Source organism: Pseudobutyrivibrio sp. AR14 (assembly GCF_900101325.1).
Taxonomy (GTDB): domain Bacteria; phylum Bacillota; class Clostridia; order Lachnospirales; family Lachnospiraceae; genus Pseudobutyrivibrio.
This window is the reverse complement of the sequence record NZ_FMUY01000011.1, coordinates 55,020-70,666: the sequence shown is the minus strand read 5'-3', so window position 1 is coordinate 70,666 and position 15,647 is coordinate 55,020. Positions and strand designations below refer to the sequence as shown.

At 38.5% G+C, this 15,647-nt stretch carries 14 protein-coding genes; 12 read left to right on the top strand and 2 right to left on the bottom strand.

Annotated elements, in window-relative coordinates:
- The first annotated feature begins 8 nt into the window (after positions 1-8).
- The 8 genes from BLP50_RS10545 to BLP50_RS14325 all read left to right on the top strand — a co-directional run bounded on the left by BLP50_RS10545 (position 9) and on the right by BLP50_RS14325 (position 8,282).
- Positions 9-1,748, top strand: coding sequence for an ABC transporter ATP-binding protein (locus tag BLP50_RS10545; RefSeq protein WP_090154502.1), 1,740 nt, complete (start codon positions 9-11; stop codon positions 1,746-1,748).
- A complete protein-coding gene (locus BLP50_RS10540) occupies positions 1,741-3,483 on the top strand; it encodes an ABC transporter ATP-binding protein (protein WP_090154500.1) in 1,743 nt (580 codons plus the stop codon). Before BLP50_RS10545 ends, BLP50_RS10540 begins: the two co-directional genes overlap by 8 nt.
- An 8-nt stretch (positions 3,484-3,491) precedes the next feature.
- Positions 3,492-4,787, top strand: a complete 1,296-nt coding sequence (locus BLP50_RS10535; protein WP_090154498.1) for a UDP-N-acetylglucosamine 1-carboxyvinyltransferase — start codon at positions 3,492-3,494, stop codon at positions 4,785-4,787.
- Positions 4,788-5,061: 274 nt separating this feature from the next.
- Positions 5,062-5,970: a hypothetical protein gene (locus BLP50_RS10530; RefSeq protein WP_090154495.1), complete on the top strand. Its 909-nt coding sequence runs from the start codon at positions 5,062-5,064 to the stop codon at positions 5,968-5,970.
- A 110-nt stretch (positions 5,971-6,080) separates the two neighbouring features.
- Positions 6,081-6,326 carry a cysteine-rich small domain-containing protein gene (locus BLP50_RS10525; RefSeq protein ID WP_090154493.1) on the top strand — a complete coding sequence of 82 codons (246 nt, stop codon included), beginning with the start codon at positions 6,081-6,083 and terminating at the stop codon, positions 6,324-6,326.
- Positions 6,327-6,337: 11 nt separating this feature from the next.
- A complete protein-coding gene (locus tag BLP50_RS10520) occupies positions 6,338-6,559 on the top strand; it encodes a Lar family restriction alleviation protein (protein ID WP_090154491.1) in 222 nt (73 codons plus the stop codon).
- 20 nt (positions 6,560-6,579) lie between these two features.
- The gene (locus tag BLP50_RS10515; protein ID WP_090154489.1) at positions 6,580-8,082 is read left to right on the top strand and encodes a nicotinate phosphoribosyltransferase; all 1,503 of its coding nucleotides are present in this window, start codon (positions 6,580-6,582) and stop codon (positions 8,080-8,082) included.
- Between the two features lie 32 nt (positions 8,083-8,114).
- On the top strand, positions 8,115-8,282 hold the full coding sequence (locus tag BLP50_RS14325) for a hypothetical protein (protein WP_163927221.1): 168 nt from the start codon (positions 8,115-8,117) through the stop codon (positions 8,280-8,282).
- Between the two features lie 41 nt (positions 8,283-8,323).
- Here BLP50_RS14325 and BLP50_RS10510 read toward each other — a convergent pair whose 3' ends face one another.
- Positions 8,324-9,769: a cache domain-containing protein gene (locus tag BLP50_RS10510; RefSeq protein ID WP_176753755.1), complete on the bottom strand. Its 1,446-nt coding sequence runs from the start codon at positions 9,767-9,769 to the stop codon at positions 8,324-8,326.
- A 156-nt stretch (positions 9,770-9,925) separates the two neighbouring features.
- Complete coding sequence (locus BLP50_RS10505) at positions 9,926-10,615, bottom strand: class I SAM-dependent methyltransferase (protein ID WP_090154485.1); 690 nt, start codon at positions 10,613-10,615, stop codon at positions 9,926-9,928.
- A gap of 175 nt (positions 10,616-10,790) precedes the next feature.
- On the opposite strand from BLP50_RS10505, the gene BLP50_RS10500 reads away from it, so the two are divergent.
- The 4 genes from BLP50_RS10500 to BLP50_RS10485 all read left to right on the top strand — a co-directional run bounded on the left by BLP50_RS10500 (position 10,791) and on the right by BLP50_RS10485 (position 15,618).
- A complete protein-coding gene (locus tag BLP50_RS10500) occupies positions 10,791-11,789 on the top strand; it encodes a LacI family DNA-binding transcriptional regulator (protein ID WP_278335210.1) in 999 nt (332 codons plus the stop codon).
- Positions 11,790-11,941: 152 nt separating this feature from the next.
- On the top strand, positions 11,942-13,231 hold the full coding sequence (locus BLP50_RS10495; RefSeq protein WP_090154481.1) for an extracellular solute-binding protein: 1,290 nt from the start codon (positions 11,942-11,944) through the stop codon (positions 13,229-13,231).
- Positions 13,232-13,351: 120 nt separating this feature from the next.
- Entirely contained in the window at positions 13,352-14,776 is a 1,425-nt protein-coding gene (locus BLP50_RS10490; protein WP_090154478.1) for a carbohydrate ABC transporter permease, read from the top strand.
- A complete protein-coding gene (locus BLP50_RS10485; protein WP_176753754.1) occupies positions 14,776-15,618 on the top strand; it encodes a sugar ABC transporter permease in 843 nt (280 codons plus the stop codon). Before BLP50_RS10490 ends, BLP50_RS10485 begins: the two co-directional genes overlap by 1 nt.
- The last annotated feature ends 29 nt before the right edge of the window (positions 15,619-15,647 follow it).

The window sequence follows — 15,647 nt, the reverse complement described above, 5'->3', positions numbered from 1 at the left end:
GAGTAAATATGAGATTTATTCTTAACTACGTTAAAAAATATAAAATAAGAGCAATACTTGCCCCACTTTTCAAAATGCTAGAGGCGATATTTGAGCTTTTGGTACCACTTGTTATGGCATCCATCATCAACAAGGGTATCGCAAGCTCAGATACCCACTACATTGTTATGATGAGTGGGGTTTTAATTTTATTGGCGGTTGTAGGCCTTATGTTTTCTATTACTGCTCAGTATTTTAGTGCCTATGTAGCTGTGTATTCAGCAGCTGAAATACGAAAGGATTTATTCCAAAAGATTCTAGGACTTTCACAGGGGACCAAAGAAAAAATAGGTGAGGAAGTATTAACTACTAGAATCACTGCTGATATTAACCAGATTCAAAATGGTATCAATATGGTTCTAAGACTTTTTCTTCGTTCACCATTTATAGTGGCTGGCGCTACAATTATGGCATTTATTGTTGATATTAAATCAGCACTTACTTTTATAGCTGTGGTAGTTGCCTTATCTATTTTTGTGTATTTTATTATGAAGTACACTCTTCCTAGATATAAAGCTATAGCAGCTAAACTAGAAAAAGTACTCCACGCAGTTTCTGAAAATCTATCGGGGGCAAGAGTGCTTAGAGCATTTTGCCAGGTTGATGAGGAAGCGGAAGCATTTCAAAATAAGACATCAAATCTAGCAGAAATGCAGATTCATACAGGCAAGATTTCTGCCCTATTGAATCCCGTTACTTATGTAATAGTAAACATTGGAATAGTAGGACTTATATACGTATCAGCACAGAGAGTTGACAGAGGATTTATCCTTAGAGGAGATGTTGTGGCTCTTGTAAATTATATGGGACAGATTTTAGTTGAGCTTATAAAGCTGGCAAATCTTATTGTTCTTCTTATGAAGGCATTTCCATCTGCAGATAGAGTATGTGAAATAATGGAGATGAAATCAGATGAGAGATGTCATGAAATAACTGCTACAGCAGATGAGACTTTTATTGCAAAGGGTGCTATTTCAATTAAGAATGTATCCTTTAGCTACAACAATTCAAATGAAATGGACTTGGAAGGCATCTCACTTGAAATAGAGCCGGGCTCTACCCTTGGAATAATTGGTGGAACTGGTTCTGGTAAGAGTACATTACTCAAGTTGCTGACTCACACATATGACGTTAGTGAGGGTAGCATTGAAATTGATGGAAGAGATGTAAAGACCCTTAGTGATAGTTCTATAGCTATAATATTTGGTATAGTGCCTCAAAAGGCATCTCTATTTAGTGGAACAATACGTTCAAATATGACAATGTATAAACAAGATGCATCTGATGATGAAATTAATTCAGCATTAAATATCGCGCAAGCATCTGATTTTATCGCTAAAAAAGAGGGGCTCGATACTATAGTTTCAGCTAGAGGAAATAATTTTTCTGGTGGTCAGAAGCAACGACTTACGATAGCAAGGGCACTTATGGGAAAGCCTGCTATTTTAGTCCTTGACGACTCTGCCAGCGCTCTTGACTTGAGTACAGAGGCACACCTGAGGAAAGCTTTATCAGAGCTTAGCTGGAATCCTACAATTATAATTGTTTCCCAGAGAGCATCTTCAGTTAAGGATGCAGATCAGATTTTGGTACTAGAGGATGGTAAATCAGTTGGATTAGGTACACACGCCCAGCTTCTTTCAAAATGTGAGGAGTACGAGGAGATATATTACTGTCAGTATCCTAGAGAGGAGGCCGCCAATGAATAAACAGCCTCAATCTAAGATATTTAATCGGATTTTATCAGAGTTAAGAGAATACAGATTTAGCATATTAATATCAGTTGTTTGCGCATTATTTACTGTGTATCTGACCCTTTTGATTCCAATTCTCACTGGTAGGGCAGTGGACTGTATAGTAGCTAAGGAAAATGTAGATTTTGACAAGCTCATCTATATTCTTCAGCTTATGGTTGCAACAGTGGTAGCTACATTTTTCACTCAATGGATTATGAATAGAGTGAATAATCGTATTACCTATAGTGTTACTAAGAATTTGAGAGATAGAGCTTTTGCAAAGTTGCAGCATGCCAAGCTTTCTGATATTGATTCTCACCCTCACGGTGATTTTGTTAGTAGAATAGTCTCTGATGCAGATACTTTTGCAGATGGACTTTTAATGGGATTTACACAGGTATTTACTGGAGTTCTGACCATAATAGGCACTATCTATTTTATGATAACAATCTCTTTAAAAATTGCTTTGATTGTTATTATTGCAACACCAGTATCTCTTCTTATTGCGAAGTTTATTTCAGAAAAGACTTACAAGTTTTTTGGAACGCAGGCAAAACTCAGAGGGCAGGAGACATCCTATATAGAGGAGATTATCGTAAATAAAAATATAGTTCGCAATATGGATTATGAGGATGATGCACTTGAGAATTTTGGAAGTATGAATAATGATTTGGCAGATGCATCAATGAAGGCCACATTTTATTCTTCGATTGTCAATCCAAGCACACGCCTAGTTAATAATCTTATATATGCGGCGGTAGGAGTATTTGGGGCTGTTATGGTTACCACAGGAGGTATAACTGTAGGTGGTCTTGCCAGCTTCTTGTCCTATGCAAGCAACTATGCCAAGCCATTTAATGAGATTTCTGGAGTTATAACAGAGTTTCAAAACGCTTTGGCTTGTGCGTCCCGTTTGTTTGAGGTGATTGACGCTGATGTGGAGCTTGATGAGGGAGAGGATAAGCTTATTGAACCTCGGGGCAGCATAGAATTTAAAAACGTATGCTTTTCTTATGATAAAAGTAAAAAGCTTATTGAGAATCTTAATATAAAAGTAGAGCCAGGCCAGAAAGTTGCTATCGTAGGACCGACTGGTGCAGGCAAGAGTACTATCATTAATCTGCTTATGAGGTTTTACGATATTGATTCAGGGCAGATTCTTATAGATGGCAGAGATATAAGAGAAATTCCTCTGGATGATTTGCGCAGTAATTTTGGAATGGTATTGCAGGAGACATGGCTTAAGAATGCTTCAATAAAAGAAAATCTTAAGATGGCAAATCCTGAGGCTTCTGATGAAGAAATAATCGAGGCAGCCAAGGCTAGTCATGCCCATAGCTTTATTAGGAAGATGCCATATGGTTATGACACTGTGATTAATGCAGGAGAGGGAACCCTATCCCTTGGTCAGTTACAGCTTTTATGTATTACAAGGGTAATGTTAAATATTCCTCCGATGTTAATATTAGATGAGGCAACAAGCTCGATAGATACAAGAACTGAGCAGAGAATACAATCAGCATTTAATAAAATGATGGATGGCCGCACTACATTTGTGGTTGCTCACAGATTGTCAACAATTAAGGGCGCTGACCTGATTTTATTCATCAAAGATGGAGCCATTGTGGAGCAGGGTAATCATTCTCAATTGTTGCAGAAAAACGGCTTTTATGCTAAATTATATCGGAGTGATTTTGAAATTAATTAGGAGATAAAATGGAACAGTATGTAATTAAGGGCGGCACTGCTCTCTCAGGAGAGGTTGAGATCAGTGGTGCTAAAAATGCAGCCTTGGGAATTTTGGCTGGCGCCATTATGACAGACGAAACCGTTACAATTGAAAATTTACCAAATGTTAAAGATATAAATGTCCTTATCGGTGCGATTGAGGATATTGGAGCAACTATTAACCGCGTTGATGACCACACAGTTGAAATCAACGGAGCTAGTATCAACAGACTTTCTGTAGACTATGAGTACATTAAAAAGATTCGTGCTTCTTATTACTTAATGGGAGCTCTTCTTGGTAAGTACAAGAATGCAGAGGTTGCTCTCCCAGGTGGATGCCTCATTGGTTCACGTCCTATCGACCTTCATGTGAAGGGTCTTAAGGCACTAGGAGCTAATGTAGATGTATCTTATGGCCTCTGGTCTGCTCGCGCTGACAAGCTTGTAGGTAACCACATTTTCCTTGATAAGGTATCTGTTGGTGCTACTATCAATATTATGCTTGCTGCAGTTCTTGCAGAGGGCAAGACTACTATTGAGAATGCTGCTAAGGAGCCACACGTAGTAGATGTTGCTTCGTTCCTTAACAGTATGGGTGCTAATATCAGAGGTGCCGGTACAGATGTTATCCGCATTGTTGGTGTAAGCGCACTTCATGGTACTACTTACGCAGTTATTCCAGATCAGATTGAGGCTGGTACATATATGTGTGCGGCAGCAGCTACACATGGCGATGTTTTAATCAAAAATGTTATCCCTAAGCATTTGGAGGCCACTTCAGCTAAGCTTATGGAGGCAGGTTGTATTGTTGAGGAGTATGATGATGCAGTTCGTGTAATTGCTAAGGACCGCAAGCTTACTCATACTCATGTCACAACACTTCCATATCCAGGATTCCCTACAGATATGCAGCCAGAGATTACGGCAGTTCTTGGAATCGCTAGTGGTACTAGTACAGTTACAGAGTCGATTTTTGAGAATCGTTTCAAATATGTTGACGAGCTTGCTCGCATGGGTGCCAATATTAAGGTAGAGAGCACTGTAGCAATTGTCACAGGTGTTGAGAGATATACAGGCGCACAGGTTAGCGCGCCAGACCTTAGAGCAGGTGCTGCTCTTATCATCGCAGGTCTTGCAGCTGATGGCTTTACAGTCATTGACGATATCAAGTATATCCAGCGTGGATATGAGGATATCGTTGGTAAATTTACAAAGCTTGGTGCTACATTTGCTGAGGTTGATTCAGAGCACGAGCTTCAGAAGTTCAAGCTTAAAGTTTCATAGTTTTTAGAGATTATGGGTTGCCGAGAGGCAGCCCTTTTTTGTTTGGTAGGAAATATGTTTGAAAATTAAAGAATATAACCACAGGTTAATTGAAATGTGGATAAAAATTTAGGTAAACTTTATATTTGATTTATGTGTCTTAAAAAAGCTATAAAGATATTGAACAGATATTGTAGACATGCAACAATATACCCGTTGCAACAGAAATGAGCATTAAATTGCTTATTTCGAGAATTACTATTTCACAAACCTAATAGAAATGGAGGGCAAAGTTATGAAAAACAAAAAGTATGTATCTTTTGCACTTGCTATGGCAACGGCTATTGGAACTGCCGCATTTAATCCTGATATTGTAAATGCAGAGGAAAATAATGCGTCTGAAGTAGTGGCAGTAGATGAGGCCACAGAAGCAGCACCAGAAGAAACTGCTGTGGAAGAAGCTGAGGATGAAAATGTAGAGTCTACGGCAGATGAAGCAGAACAGCCTGTAGAAGGCTTATCAGATGAAGATGCTGCTCTTATGGAAAAATGCAAGAATCTCACTCCATTTACAGAATTAAATGGGGATAACAAGGATGCTTATCTTGTATTAGTGGAAACAAAAACGGGAATTAACATATATAGAGAAAATGAATTTGTTAAATATAACATCGAACCAACAGATGAATACTACTATAACTGCCAGATAGAAAATCCTGAGGTTCTAGACTTAGTATATTCAACAGATGGAAATGAAGATATTAGTGAGGTTCATTTGATTGGTGAGGTTGGTGCCTTTAACATGAATGGACCTGAAATGCAGTACGAAGTATTCAAGGGATATGAATGCACTGATGCTGTTGACGGAGAATATCTCGACCCAGATGGAAGCTATTTTAAAACCTTGCTGTTAAACCCTCAGGAGTTGGCAGTAAGAGGAGAGATTGAAAGTTTAACACCTGGTACTAGAATGGACTACTCAGATGGGGAAGGCTTCTACGGTGGTGGATATGTTTTCTACTCTAAGTACGATAATGGCGGTGACGTAGAGTGTAACGTGGGTTACGACATTCAGAGAAATGAAGACGGTTCAGTAAATCTTACAATTGGTGCTTACAATCAGGAGAAAAATTTCGCTACAGCAGTTGAGTATGATCTTCTCCCAGGTGTAATTGCATATAGAGCTAATTTTGAAGCAGAATAAACCTAAATTATTTACTAAGGGGGTCACTTATGTGGCCCTCTTATTTACCTTATACAAAAAATCTAGGAAAAGTGTATAATGGAGACAGTGACTAATAGCAAGGAGAAGATATGGAGCATTACAAGTTTTTCCAGAATAAAGAATGTGAATATTTTCCATGTCACAAGACAGATCACCCAGAGGATTTTAATTGTCTGTTTTGCTATTGCCCCCTTTATCATTTAGGGGACAAATGTGGAGGCAATTTTAAGTATACAGATAAGGGTGTAAAATCTTGCGTTAATTGCTTGCGGCCTCATATTAGAGAAAATTACGATGAGATAAATGAGGCACTTCGTAAATTAGAGAAAGAATAGAGGATAGTGAGATGGACATCACAGAAGAAATTGAGTTACACGATTGTCCTATTTGTGCAGGAGCAGGATTAATCGAGGAAGAGGACCATGGATATTATGTGACATGCCTTGATTGCGGTAGCTATACTGGCACAGTTGGATACAAGGACGAGGATGGCAGAAAGCAGGCGGCGGAGCGAGCAGCTATGCTTTGGAATACAGGAAAAGTTATTAATAGTGCACCTGGCGAGTAGATGCAGAAAGAGGGGGCGTTATGCGACAGACTCAAGATAAAGCAAGAAACTTAACAATGATGATGGATGAGTACGAGCTTACAATGGCTAATGCGTACTTCAATGATCCTACAATTGACAACAACACAAAGGTAAGCTTTGATGTGTTCTACAGAGTTAATCCAGACGGCGGTGGTTTTGCGATTTTTGCTGGATTGCAGCAGATAAAGGACTACCTTCTTAATATGCACTTTGATGATGAGGATATTGAATACTTAAGAAGTGTTGGACACTTCACCGAGGATTTCTTAGCATATCTTAAGGATTTCAAGTTCACAGGTGATGTGGATGCATTTCCTGAGGGAACAATCATGTATCCAAATGAGCCTATAATTACTGTTACAGCACCTATTATCCAGGCTCAGCTTGTGGAGACAGAGATTTTAGCCCAGGTAAATCATCAGTCTCTTATTGCCACAAAGGCTAGTCGTATTGTAAGGGCAGCAGCAGGTCGTGCAGTATCCGATTTTGGCGCCAGAAGAGCCCACAATAATGATGCCGCTATATATGGCGCACGAGCTGCCTATATCGGTGGCGCGAGTGGTACAGCTACAGTTTCTGCGGGTCAGTATTTTGATATCCCTATTGGCGGTACTATGGCTCATAGCTACGTAATGTATTTCACATCCGATGATAATGACTATAGGAAATCAGAGTTAGAGGCCTTTAGAAGCTTTGCAAAGAGCTATCCTAACAACTGTATTTTGCTTGTAGATACCTATAATGTGCTGAAATCTGGAGTTCCAAATGCAATAAAAGTGTTCCAGGAAATGAAAAATGCAGGAATTCTTTCAAAAAGCTATGGTATACGCATAGATTCTGGCGATTTAGCATATTTGACAAAAAAGTCTAGACAATTATTAGATAAAGCTGGATTTGTAGACGCAAAAATAATTGTTAGCAATTCACTTGACGAATATACAATCACATCTATCCTTCAACAGGGTGGACAGGTTAATTCGTTTGGAGTTGGCGAGCGACTTATTACTGCAAAATCTGAGCCAGTGTTTGGAGCTGTTTACAAATTATGTGCAGTGACTGATGCAGCCACAGGAGAGGTGATTCCAAAGATTAAAATCTCTGAAACTGTAGAGAAAATCACTAATCCAGGCCTTAAGGATGTGTATCGTATAAAAGATGAAACAGGTCGTGCTGTAGCAGATTTAATAGCAATTAAGGGAGAAAGGGTTGACATGAGCGCAAAAGGAGGGTATAAATTTGTAGACCCCGAGCAGCCATGGAAGAGCACTCATATATTTGAGGGCTGCACGGCGGAGCTTTTGCAACAACCACTTATTAGGGGAGGTAGCGCGGTATCTGACGACGAGCCAATCCAGACTATCCGTGACAGAGTACAACAGCAGCTTGATACAAGCGTATGGCCAGAGGAGCAGCGATTTGAAAATCCTCATCGCCACTATCTTGATATGACACCTGCTTATTACAATATGAAAATGGATCTTCTTAGAAAAGAAGATAGGTAACTTGTGTGGCGAAATTAAAGGGAGATATAATAATGCCTTTGTATCTTTTTGTTTGCGAGAATTGCAAGAAAAAAGTCTACCTGAATATGGAAGACTATAAGAAATTCATTGATACTGGAAGACAGCGTCTATGTCCTGAATGTAAGAGGATTAAGGCGGCTGCAGCTGGTCAGCAGACCATGACTCACAGTGTAAGTTAAAAAGAGGCGGTTTTAAACCGCCTCTTTAATATTGTTTAATGTTATTCATCTTCAGAATAATCTGCCACAAATTGTTCTTCGTTTTCAAAATCTTCTGCCTTATATGTTGGTGGCACAGTTTTGAATCTATTTGTTTTTTCCATCAAGATATTTGCTTCGGCAGAAAGTTCTTCAAAAACAGCTCGCATCTCTTCTATGTCACTAGTCTCGTTGATACCCATTGCAAAACTCTGCAGGTTAATTGCGGAGAATTGAATATCCGAAATAATGTCATTAAATGTTTCTTTTATTGAATTAAGTGCAATAGAAGTTTCCTTTAAATCTCCTGGAAATTCAGGAATATCATCCACAGTCAAATTGCCCTTTTCCATTTCCAGAATCATAGATTTCTGCTGGGAAATCATGGTAGATAGCTGCTTTATGATTTCATATAATTTATCCTGAAGCTCGCCTAGCTCATCTTCCTTGTTGGAAATATTTAGGTTGGTAGAGAAATCTCCGGCTAAAATTCTATCTAGCGCAGGATTAATCTTTTCAATTGGCTTTAATATACGTGTAATGGCAAGTGTCATTTCTCCAGCAATAAGGAATGCACAGAATATAGCAATGAATAAACTGATGCGGATGCCTCTATCAACTGTCTTGTAAAGCAATTTCTGTGAATATGCAACGCCAATTCTCCAATCGCAATTCTCTAGTTTTGAAACTGAATAGGTAACTTTATCTCCGTTATAGTCTTTTCCAGAGGATAGTCCATGTTCAGCTTTTGAATCAAGTATCTCTTTTATCTCAGGAATAACATCAGCAGCCGAAGTTACTTTATCAATATTAGGCTGATAGTCAGGATTTTTATGGGCGACAATTCTATCTTCTGAGTCAATCAAAAATCCGTAAGAGCCATTCTCAAAGTCAAGAGAGCTAACATATTCATTGATGGTTGAAACATCAGCATCTGCACCTACTACACCTACTAATTTTCCATCTAGATAAATAGGACTAGCAGCAGTTGCAAGCATTAAATCAGGTCTTGTTGCGCTGATATATGGATCAATAATGCTAGATGCTCCAGTTTCTTTTACGGTTTTATACCAAGTGCGCTCTCTAGGATCTACACCAGATGCATATGTAACACCTCTAGCCATATACATGTCACCTTCTTCGGTGGCAACGTAAAGAAAAACTAGATTCTGATGAGATTCCCCAAACTCATCTAGAAGAGCGATTATCTCATCCTTTTCTAATTCTCCATCGGCTTCCAATGTATCTGCAATATCTATAGTAACACCTCTTATTTGATTAACCCATGCATCTACCTGTGAACCGCAGAGTTCTGTAGCTATAGTGAGCTCTCTATTTTGCCCTTTTATGATTCTGCGAGTCATATAAGTCATGTTGACTATAGAAACTAAAATTATGGATATAAGAAGAGATATAACCACGTGCTTAGTTACTCTAGCACGGACGGTTGTCCTGTATTCTTTTTCCATTAGTGCCCTCCGTAAAAATATTGCTGACGAATCCATGAAATCATGCATTCGAAAAATTCGGTACACGGCGGGAATATATCCCGCTTTATCATGTACTGTCATTTTATGACATAAATAAGGGCATTTCGTGAAAAAACTATTGAAATTTAAAAAATTTTAGGAACGAGAAAATACAAAACAATCGTAACGGATTGCTTTGCCTTCAAGAGAATAGCTTGGCTTTTTGCCAGCAAGAAATGGTCCCTTAAGGGGACGCTTTATAATGATCCGCTTTGGATTAGCGGCAATTGCAGCATTTAAGAGCTCTTCCTCCACCGAGCAAGGGCTTTCGATTTTTTGCAAAAGTTGGAATTTCTTTTTTATCATGGCGCTTTTGCTTCTGCTAGGAAACATAGGGTCAAGCAAGATGCTATCAGGCAAATAATCAAGGTTTTGCATAGCCTGTATGCTATCAGCGTGATGAAAATGCATCCTTGCCACAATTGGTGCAAGCTCTGGTATATTTTTAGCTCTATCAAGTCCGTCTTCTAGAAGAAGAGCTATTATATCGTCAAATTCATATAAGTCCACCTCAAATCCAGCAGCTGCTAAAATAAGAGAATCTTCACCGAATCCTGCAGTGGCATCGATTATTTTTTGAGGCATTGGCTGACCTTTTATTCGAGCAGCCTTTACCTGCATCTCGTTTTGCAAATTGCTTTGCTTTAGGCGTGGGAGCATATCTTTAAAGTCAACCATGATGGATAATTTTCCATCTGTGAGAGTTAGACCATCCTCTGTATATTTAAGCTCAAGACCTACTTCTCTAAGCTTTTCATTTTGTGTGGTAAGATTTGTATTAACCATAAATATCCTCTGTTAAGAAACTTTTTTGAAATCTCAAAAATAATAATAACATAAATTGATTATAGGTTTTTGTGGGGATTTTACAAAATTACGCGCAACCGATTGCAAATAGAAGATTTTTGTGTTAGCTTTCTAAATTGCAAGGGTTCCAAATGCAAAAGGATGTGCAAAGAGGTTGGAGAAGATGGGACATACATTAGACTCAATAGCAAAAGAGCTTGGAATGAGCAAAACAACAGTCAGTCGAGCAATTTCTGGAAAAGGACGTATTTCCGAGGAGACTAGACGAAAGGTAAATGAATATATTAAAGAAATCAACTACAGTCCTAGCGCTGTGGCTCGTTCTTTGGCTGCAAACCGCACATTTAATGTGGGGCTTGTATTCCCTGCAGACTCGGCATTGGGGGAGATGCCATATTTCCAAACCCTTATGACTGGTGTATGTGATAGAGCTATAGATTTCGAGTACGACGTACTTATAATATTGGCCGATAATGACGGGATTCTACCTCTTAAACATGCAGTTCAAAATAAAAAAATTGATGCTGTAATTGTCAGCCGTTGCGAGAAAGATTCAAAGGTTATTAATTTCTTAAAGCAATGTGATATTCCATATATTGTAGTTGGAAACCCAATGGACCCAGAGGTTCCTTATGTTGATCATGACAATGAGGGAGCTACATCCAGAATGATAGAAACCCTCATAGATGCCGGCATTAAAAAGATGGCTCTTATCGGTGGTGGAGAAAATATAAATGTTACTCTTAGCCGATTACAGGGCTTTAAAAATGGTTTCAAGAATAAGGGGTTACCAGTAGATGAATCTCTTATTTTCTTAAATATGCATAAAAGTGTGCGCTTAGACTCTGTTTTAAAAGAGGCGTTGGCTGAAGGAGCGGAGTGTATTGTTTGTATGGACGATATGCTGTGCAACTCGGTGTTAAATTGCCTCCACAACGATGGGATATCGGTGCCAGAGGATGTAAAGTTGTGCTCTTTTTATGATTCTAATTTGCTTTCAACATCAAAACCATCAGTGACAAGTCTTTATTTTGACGCCAAAAAACTTGGCGCTCTTGGACTTGAGCTTTTGATGCGCAATCTAGATGGTGAAAGTATCGCAAATCAAACCCTAAAAGACTTTAATATCCAAATGAGAGACAGTACAACTTAGTATATTTTCACAAAATAATCACATAAAAGTGGTGAAAAATGCTTAGTTGACGAACAACAAACCTAAGGATAGTATAATATTCAAAGGACAACCGGTTGCTCAAAATGCGCAACTAGAGGGATAAACAATTAGAGAAAATGGAGGATGGTTAGATGAAGAAGAAATTAGTTTCAGCGCTTCTAATTTCAACAATGGCACTTACAGCTTTTGTAGGTTGCGGAGAGAAAAAGGAAGAGAAACCAGCTGAAGGTGGCAGTGGAACAGATACTCAGGGGGAAGTGTCATCAGAGGATGCAATTGCAAATCTTATTGCGTCAACAGAGGGAACAGTTGACATTGAGCTTTGGTGCTCAGAGACAGAGGCATATCAGAAAGTTATGAAGGAACGCTGCGATGCTTTTGAGGCACAGTATCCTGATGTTGATTTCAACATTACAATTGGCTCAGTTTCAGAAGCTGATATGAAGGACAAGGTTTTAGAGGACCCAGAGAAGGCAGCAGATGTGTTTGTATTCCCTGATGATCAGCTTGAGGCACTTGTAAAGGCTGGAGCTATTAATGAGATTCAGGCTCAGTACACATATAAGATTGATGAAGTAGATACAGAGACAACAATTGAGCCAGGAAGTTATGATGGAAAGCAGTATGGTTACCCATTCACAGCTTCTAATGGATATTTCTTATATTATGATTCATCAGCACTTTCAGAGGAGGATGTAGCTTCTTGGGAAGCACTTACGGCAAAGGCTGATGAGCTTGGCAAGCAGGTAGGATTCGAAGTAGCCAATGGTTGGTATTTATATGGTTGGTTTGCAGGCGCAGGCTGCAGCCTTACAGAAAATACTGATATGTCAAACAACTGTGACTGGAATTCTGAGGCTGGACTTGCGGCAGCAGAGTCTCTTGCAAAGGTTACATCAGCAAAATCATTCAAGAGCTATGGCAATGATGATTTGCTTGCAAACTTAAATGATGGCAAGGTAGTAGCTTATGTTTCAGGAACATGGAATGTAAATGCTTTTTCCGATGCTTATGGCGATGGATACGCTGCAGCAAAGCTTCCAACATTTGATGTAAATGGTGAGGCAAAACAGATGGGTTCATACTGTGGATACAAATACGTAGGTGTAAACTCATTCGCAGCAAATAAGGGATGGTCAATGCTTTTGGCTGAGTTCCTTTCAAATGAAGAGTCACAGGTAGCAGTATATAAGGCAACAGGTGAGGGCCCTTCTAACAAGGCAGCACTTGCTGAGGCATCTTCACCAGCGCTTGATGCACTTGCAGAGCAGTCATACTATGCAACACTACAGCGTGTAGGCGGAAATTATTGGACACCAGCAGAATCACTTGGAAAGAATATTCTTGAAGGCAATGTATCACAGCAGCTTCTTGATGATGCAGTAGCAGGAATTGAGCAGCCAGTTGATGCGGCACAATAATAGTTCAATGAAATAAAAAATGACCATGTTAAGCAAACAGGCTTTGATTAGAGGTCAAAGCTTGTTGCTACATGGTTTTTTATTGATGATGAAATGATGTCTTAAGAATAGGGATAATTTATGAGAAACTTTTTTAAGAAAAGAGCTGCTAGTCTAAAGGAATTTGGCAGTGTTGTGAAAAATGGTGATATCTGGGTAAAGCTCTCACTTTTAATCATGGGAATGGGATACTTCGGAAGAAAACAAATCCTTAAGGGAATTCTCATGGTAATGCTTGAGGTGGGAGTAATTGCGTCATTTGTTTCGGTATTTTTACCATATATGTCAAAACTCTCAACACTTGGTACAGTGCAAAGAGAAATGATATTTGACCCACTTACAATGTCAGAGACGGTCAATGACTATGATAATTCGCTTTTGATATTGTTGTATGGAATCATTGGAATCTTGATTATTATTGCGTTTATCGCTTTATATATTGGAAATATTAAGGCTGTTTATAGGCTTCAGGAAATGAAGAAGAATGGTGAGCATATAAATAGCTTTAAAGAAGATTTAATGAGTTTTAAGAATGACAAATTCCATATTACTCTACTTACAATTCCTGCTATTGGAGTAATTATTATCAATGTCATTCCAATTCTGTTTATGATTTGTATCGCATTTACGAATTATGACGAAACTCATCAGCCACCAGCTTATTTATTTACTTGGGTTGGTATTAAAAATTTTGTACGACTATTTACAAATAGCCAGACATTAACTTTTGGATACACATTTGTAAGAGTCCTTGCCTGGACACTTATATGGGCTATTCTAGCAACAGCCACTACATTTATAGGTGGTATTCTTTTAGCGCAATTCATCAATCATGAGCACACAATGGCAAAGGGGCTTTGGAGAACACTGTTTGTAATTACAATAGGTATTCCTCAGTTTGTGACACTTCTTCTTGTGGGTAAGATGTTTGGTGATTATGGTATCGTAAATACCATATGTGAGAATGTTGGAATATTAGATTTCTTTAAACATATAGGACTGTTAAAACAAAGCGCAGGATACATACCATTTTTGTCGCAGCCTGGCTGGGCCCACGTGACAATTATCCTGGTAAATATATGGGTAGGTGTTCCATATCAGATGCTTGTTGCTACAGGAATTTTGATGAACATTCCATCAGATCAGATTGAATCTGCAAAAATAGATGGAGCTACAAAATTCCAGACATTTTGGAAGATAACAATGCCATATGTACTATTTATAACAGGACCTTCATTGATACAGTCAGTAATACAAAATATCAATAACTTCAACGTAATTTATTTGCTGACACATACATATAAGACTACAAATATGGCACTTGCTAACTCAAATGCCAATGAAGTAGATCTTCTTATAACATGGTTATTTAGACTGACAAACGAATACAGTAACTTTAAGATGGCGTCAGTTATTGGAATTATTACATTCTTGATTAGTGCGGCACTTTCACTTTTGACATTCTCTAGAATGATTGGTGGAGATAAAGAGGAGGTGTATAGATAATGAAAAAGACAAGTAAAATCGTAGCAAGACATATTTTTCTAGCACTTCTAGCATTTATATGGTTAATACCAATTATCTGGCTTGTAGTTACTACATTTAGTGCACAAAAGGGAATTAATACTAATCATTTCTTCCCTGAACATTGGACCCTAGCAAATTATCACCAGCTGTTTTTTGAACCTGATACCGCAGCCAATTTTCCAGCATGGTTCAAAAACTCAATGATAATCGGTGTATGTTGCTGTATTATTTCGTCCCTTTTTGTAATAATGACAGCCTACGCATTTTCATTTCTCAGATTTAAGGGAAGAAAGCAGCTGATGAGTTTTTCATTGATTCTTGGAATGTTCCCAGGAGTACTATCGATGATAGCGATTTATTTTGTATTAAAACTCATTGGACTTACTGATAGTTTATTAGGTCTTATTGTTGTATATTCCGGTGCATCTGGTTTAGGATATCTGATTCTAAAGGGCTTTTTTGATACTATTCCAGTGTCCTTGCACGAGGCTGCAAAACTGGAAGGGGCATCAGAGGCAACAATTTTTAGTCGAATAGTTGTGCCACTGTCAAAGCCTATGATCGTATATACGGTAATTAATTCATTCTTAAATCCATGGATGGATTTTGTAATGGCTCGACTTATGATTAAGTCAAAAGATCCATCTCAGTGGACTATGGCTATCGGATTATTTAACTTGCTTCAGAGAGCGCTTATCAATCAGTACTTTGCATATTTCTGCTGCGGTGGATTGATGGTTGCTTTGCCTATAGCAATTCTGTTTATAGTTATGCAGAAATTCTATGTAGAAGGTGTAACAGGTGGCGCTGTTAAAGGATAAGGATAACTGTAAGTTATCCTCATCATACG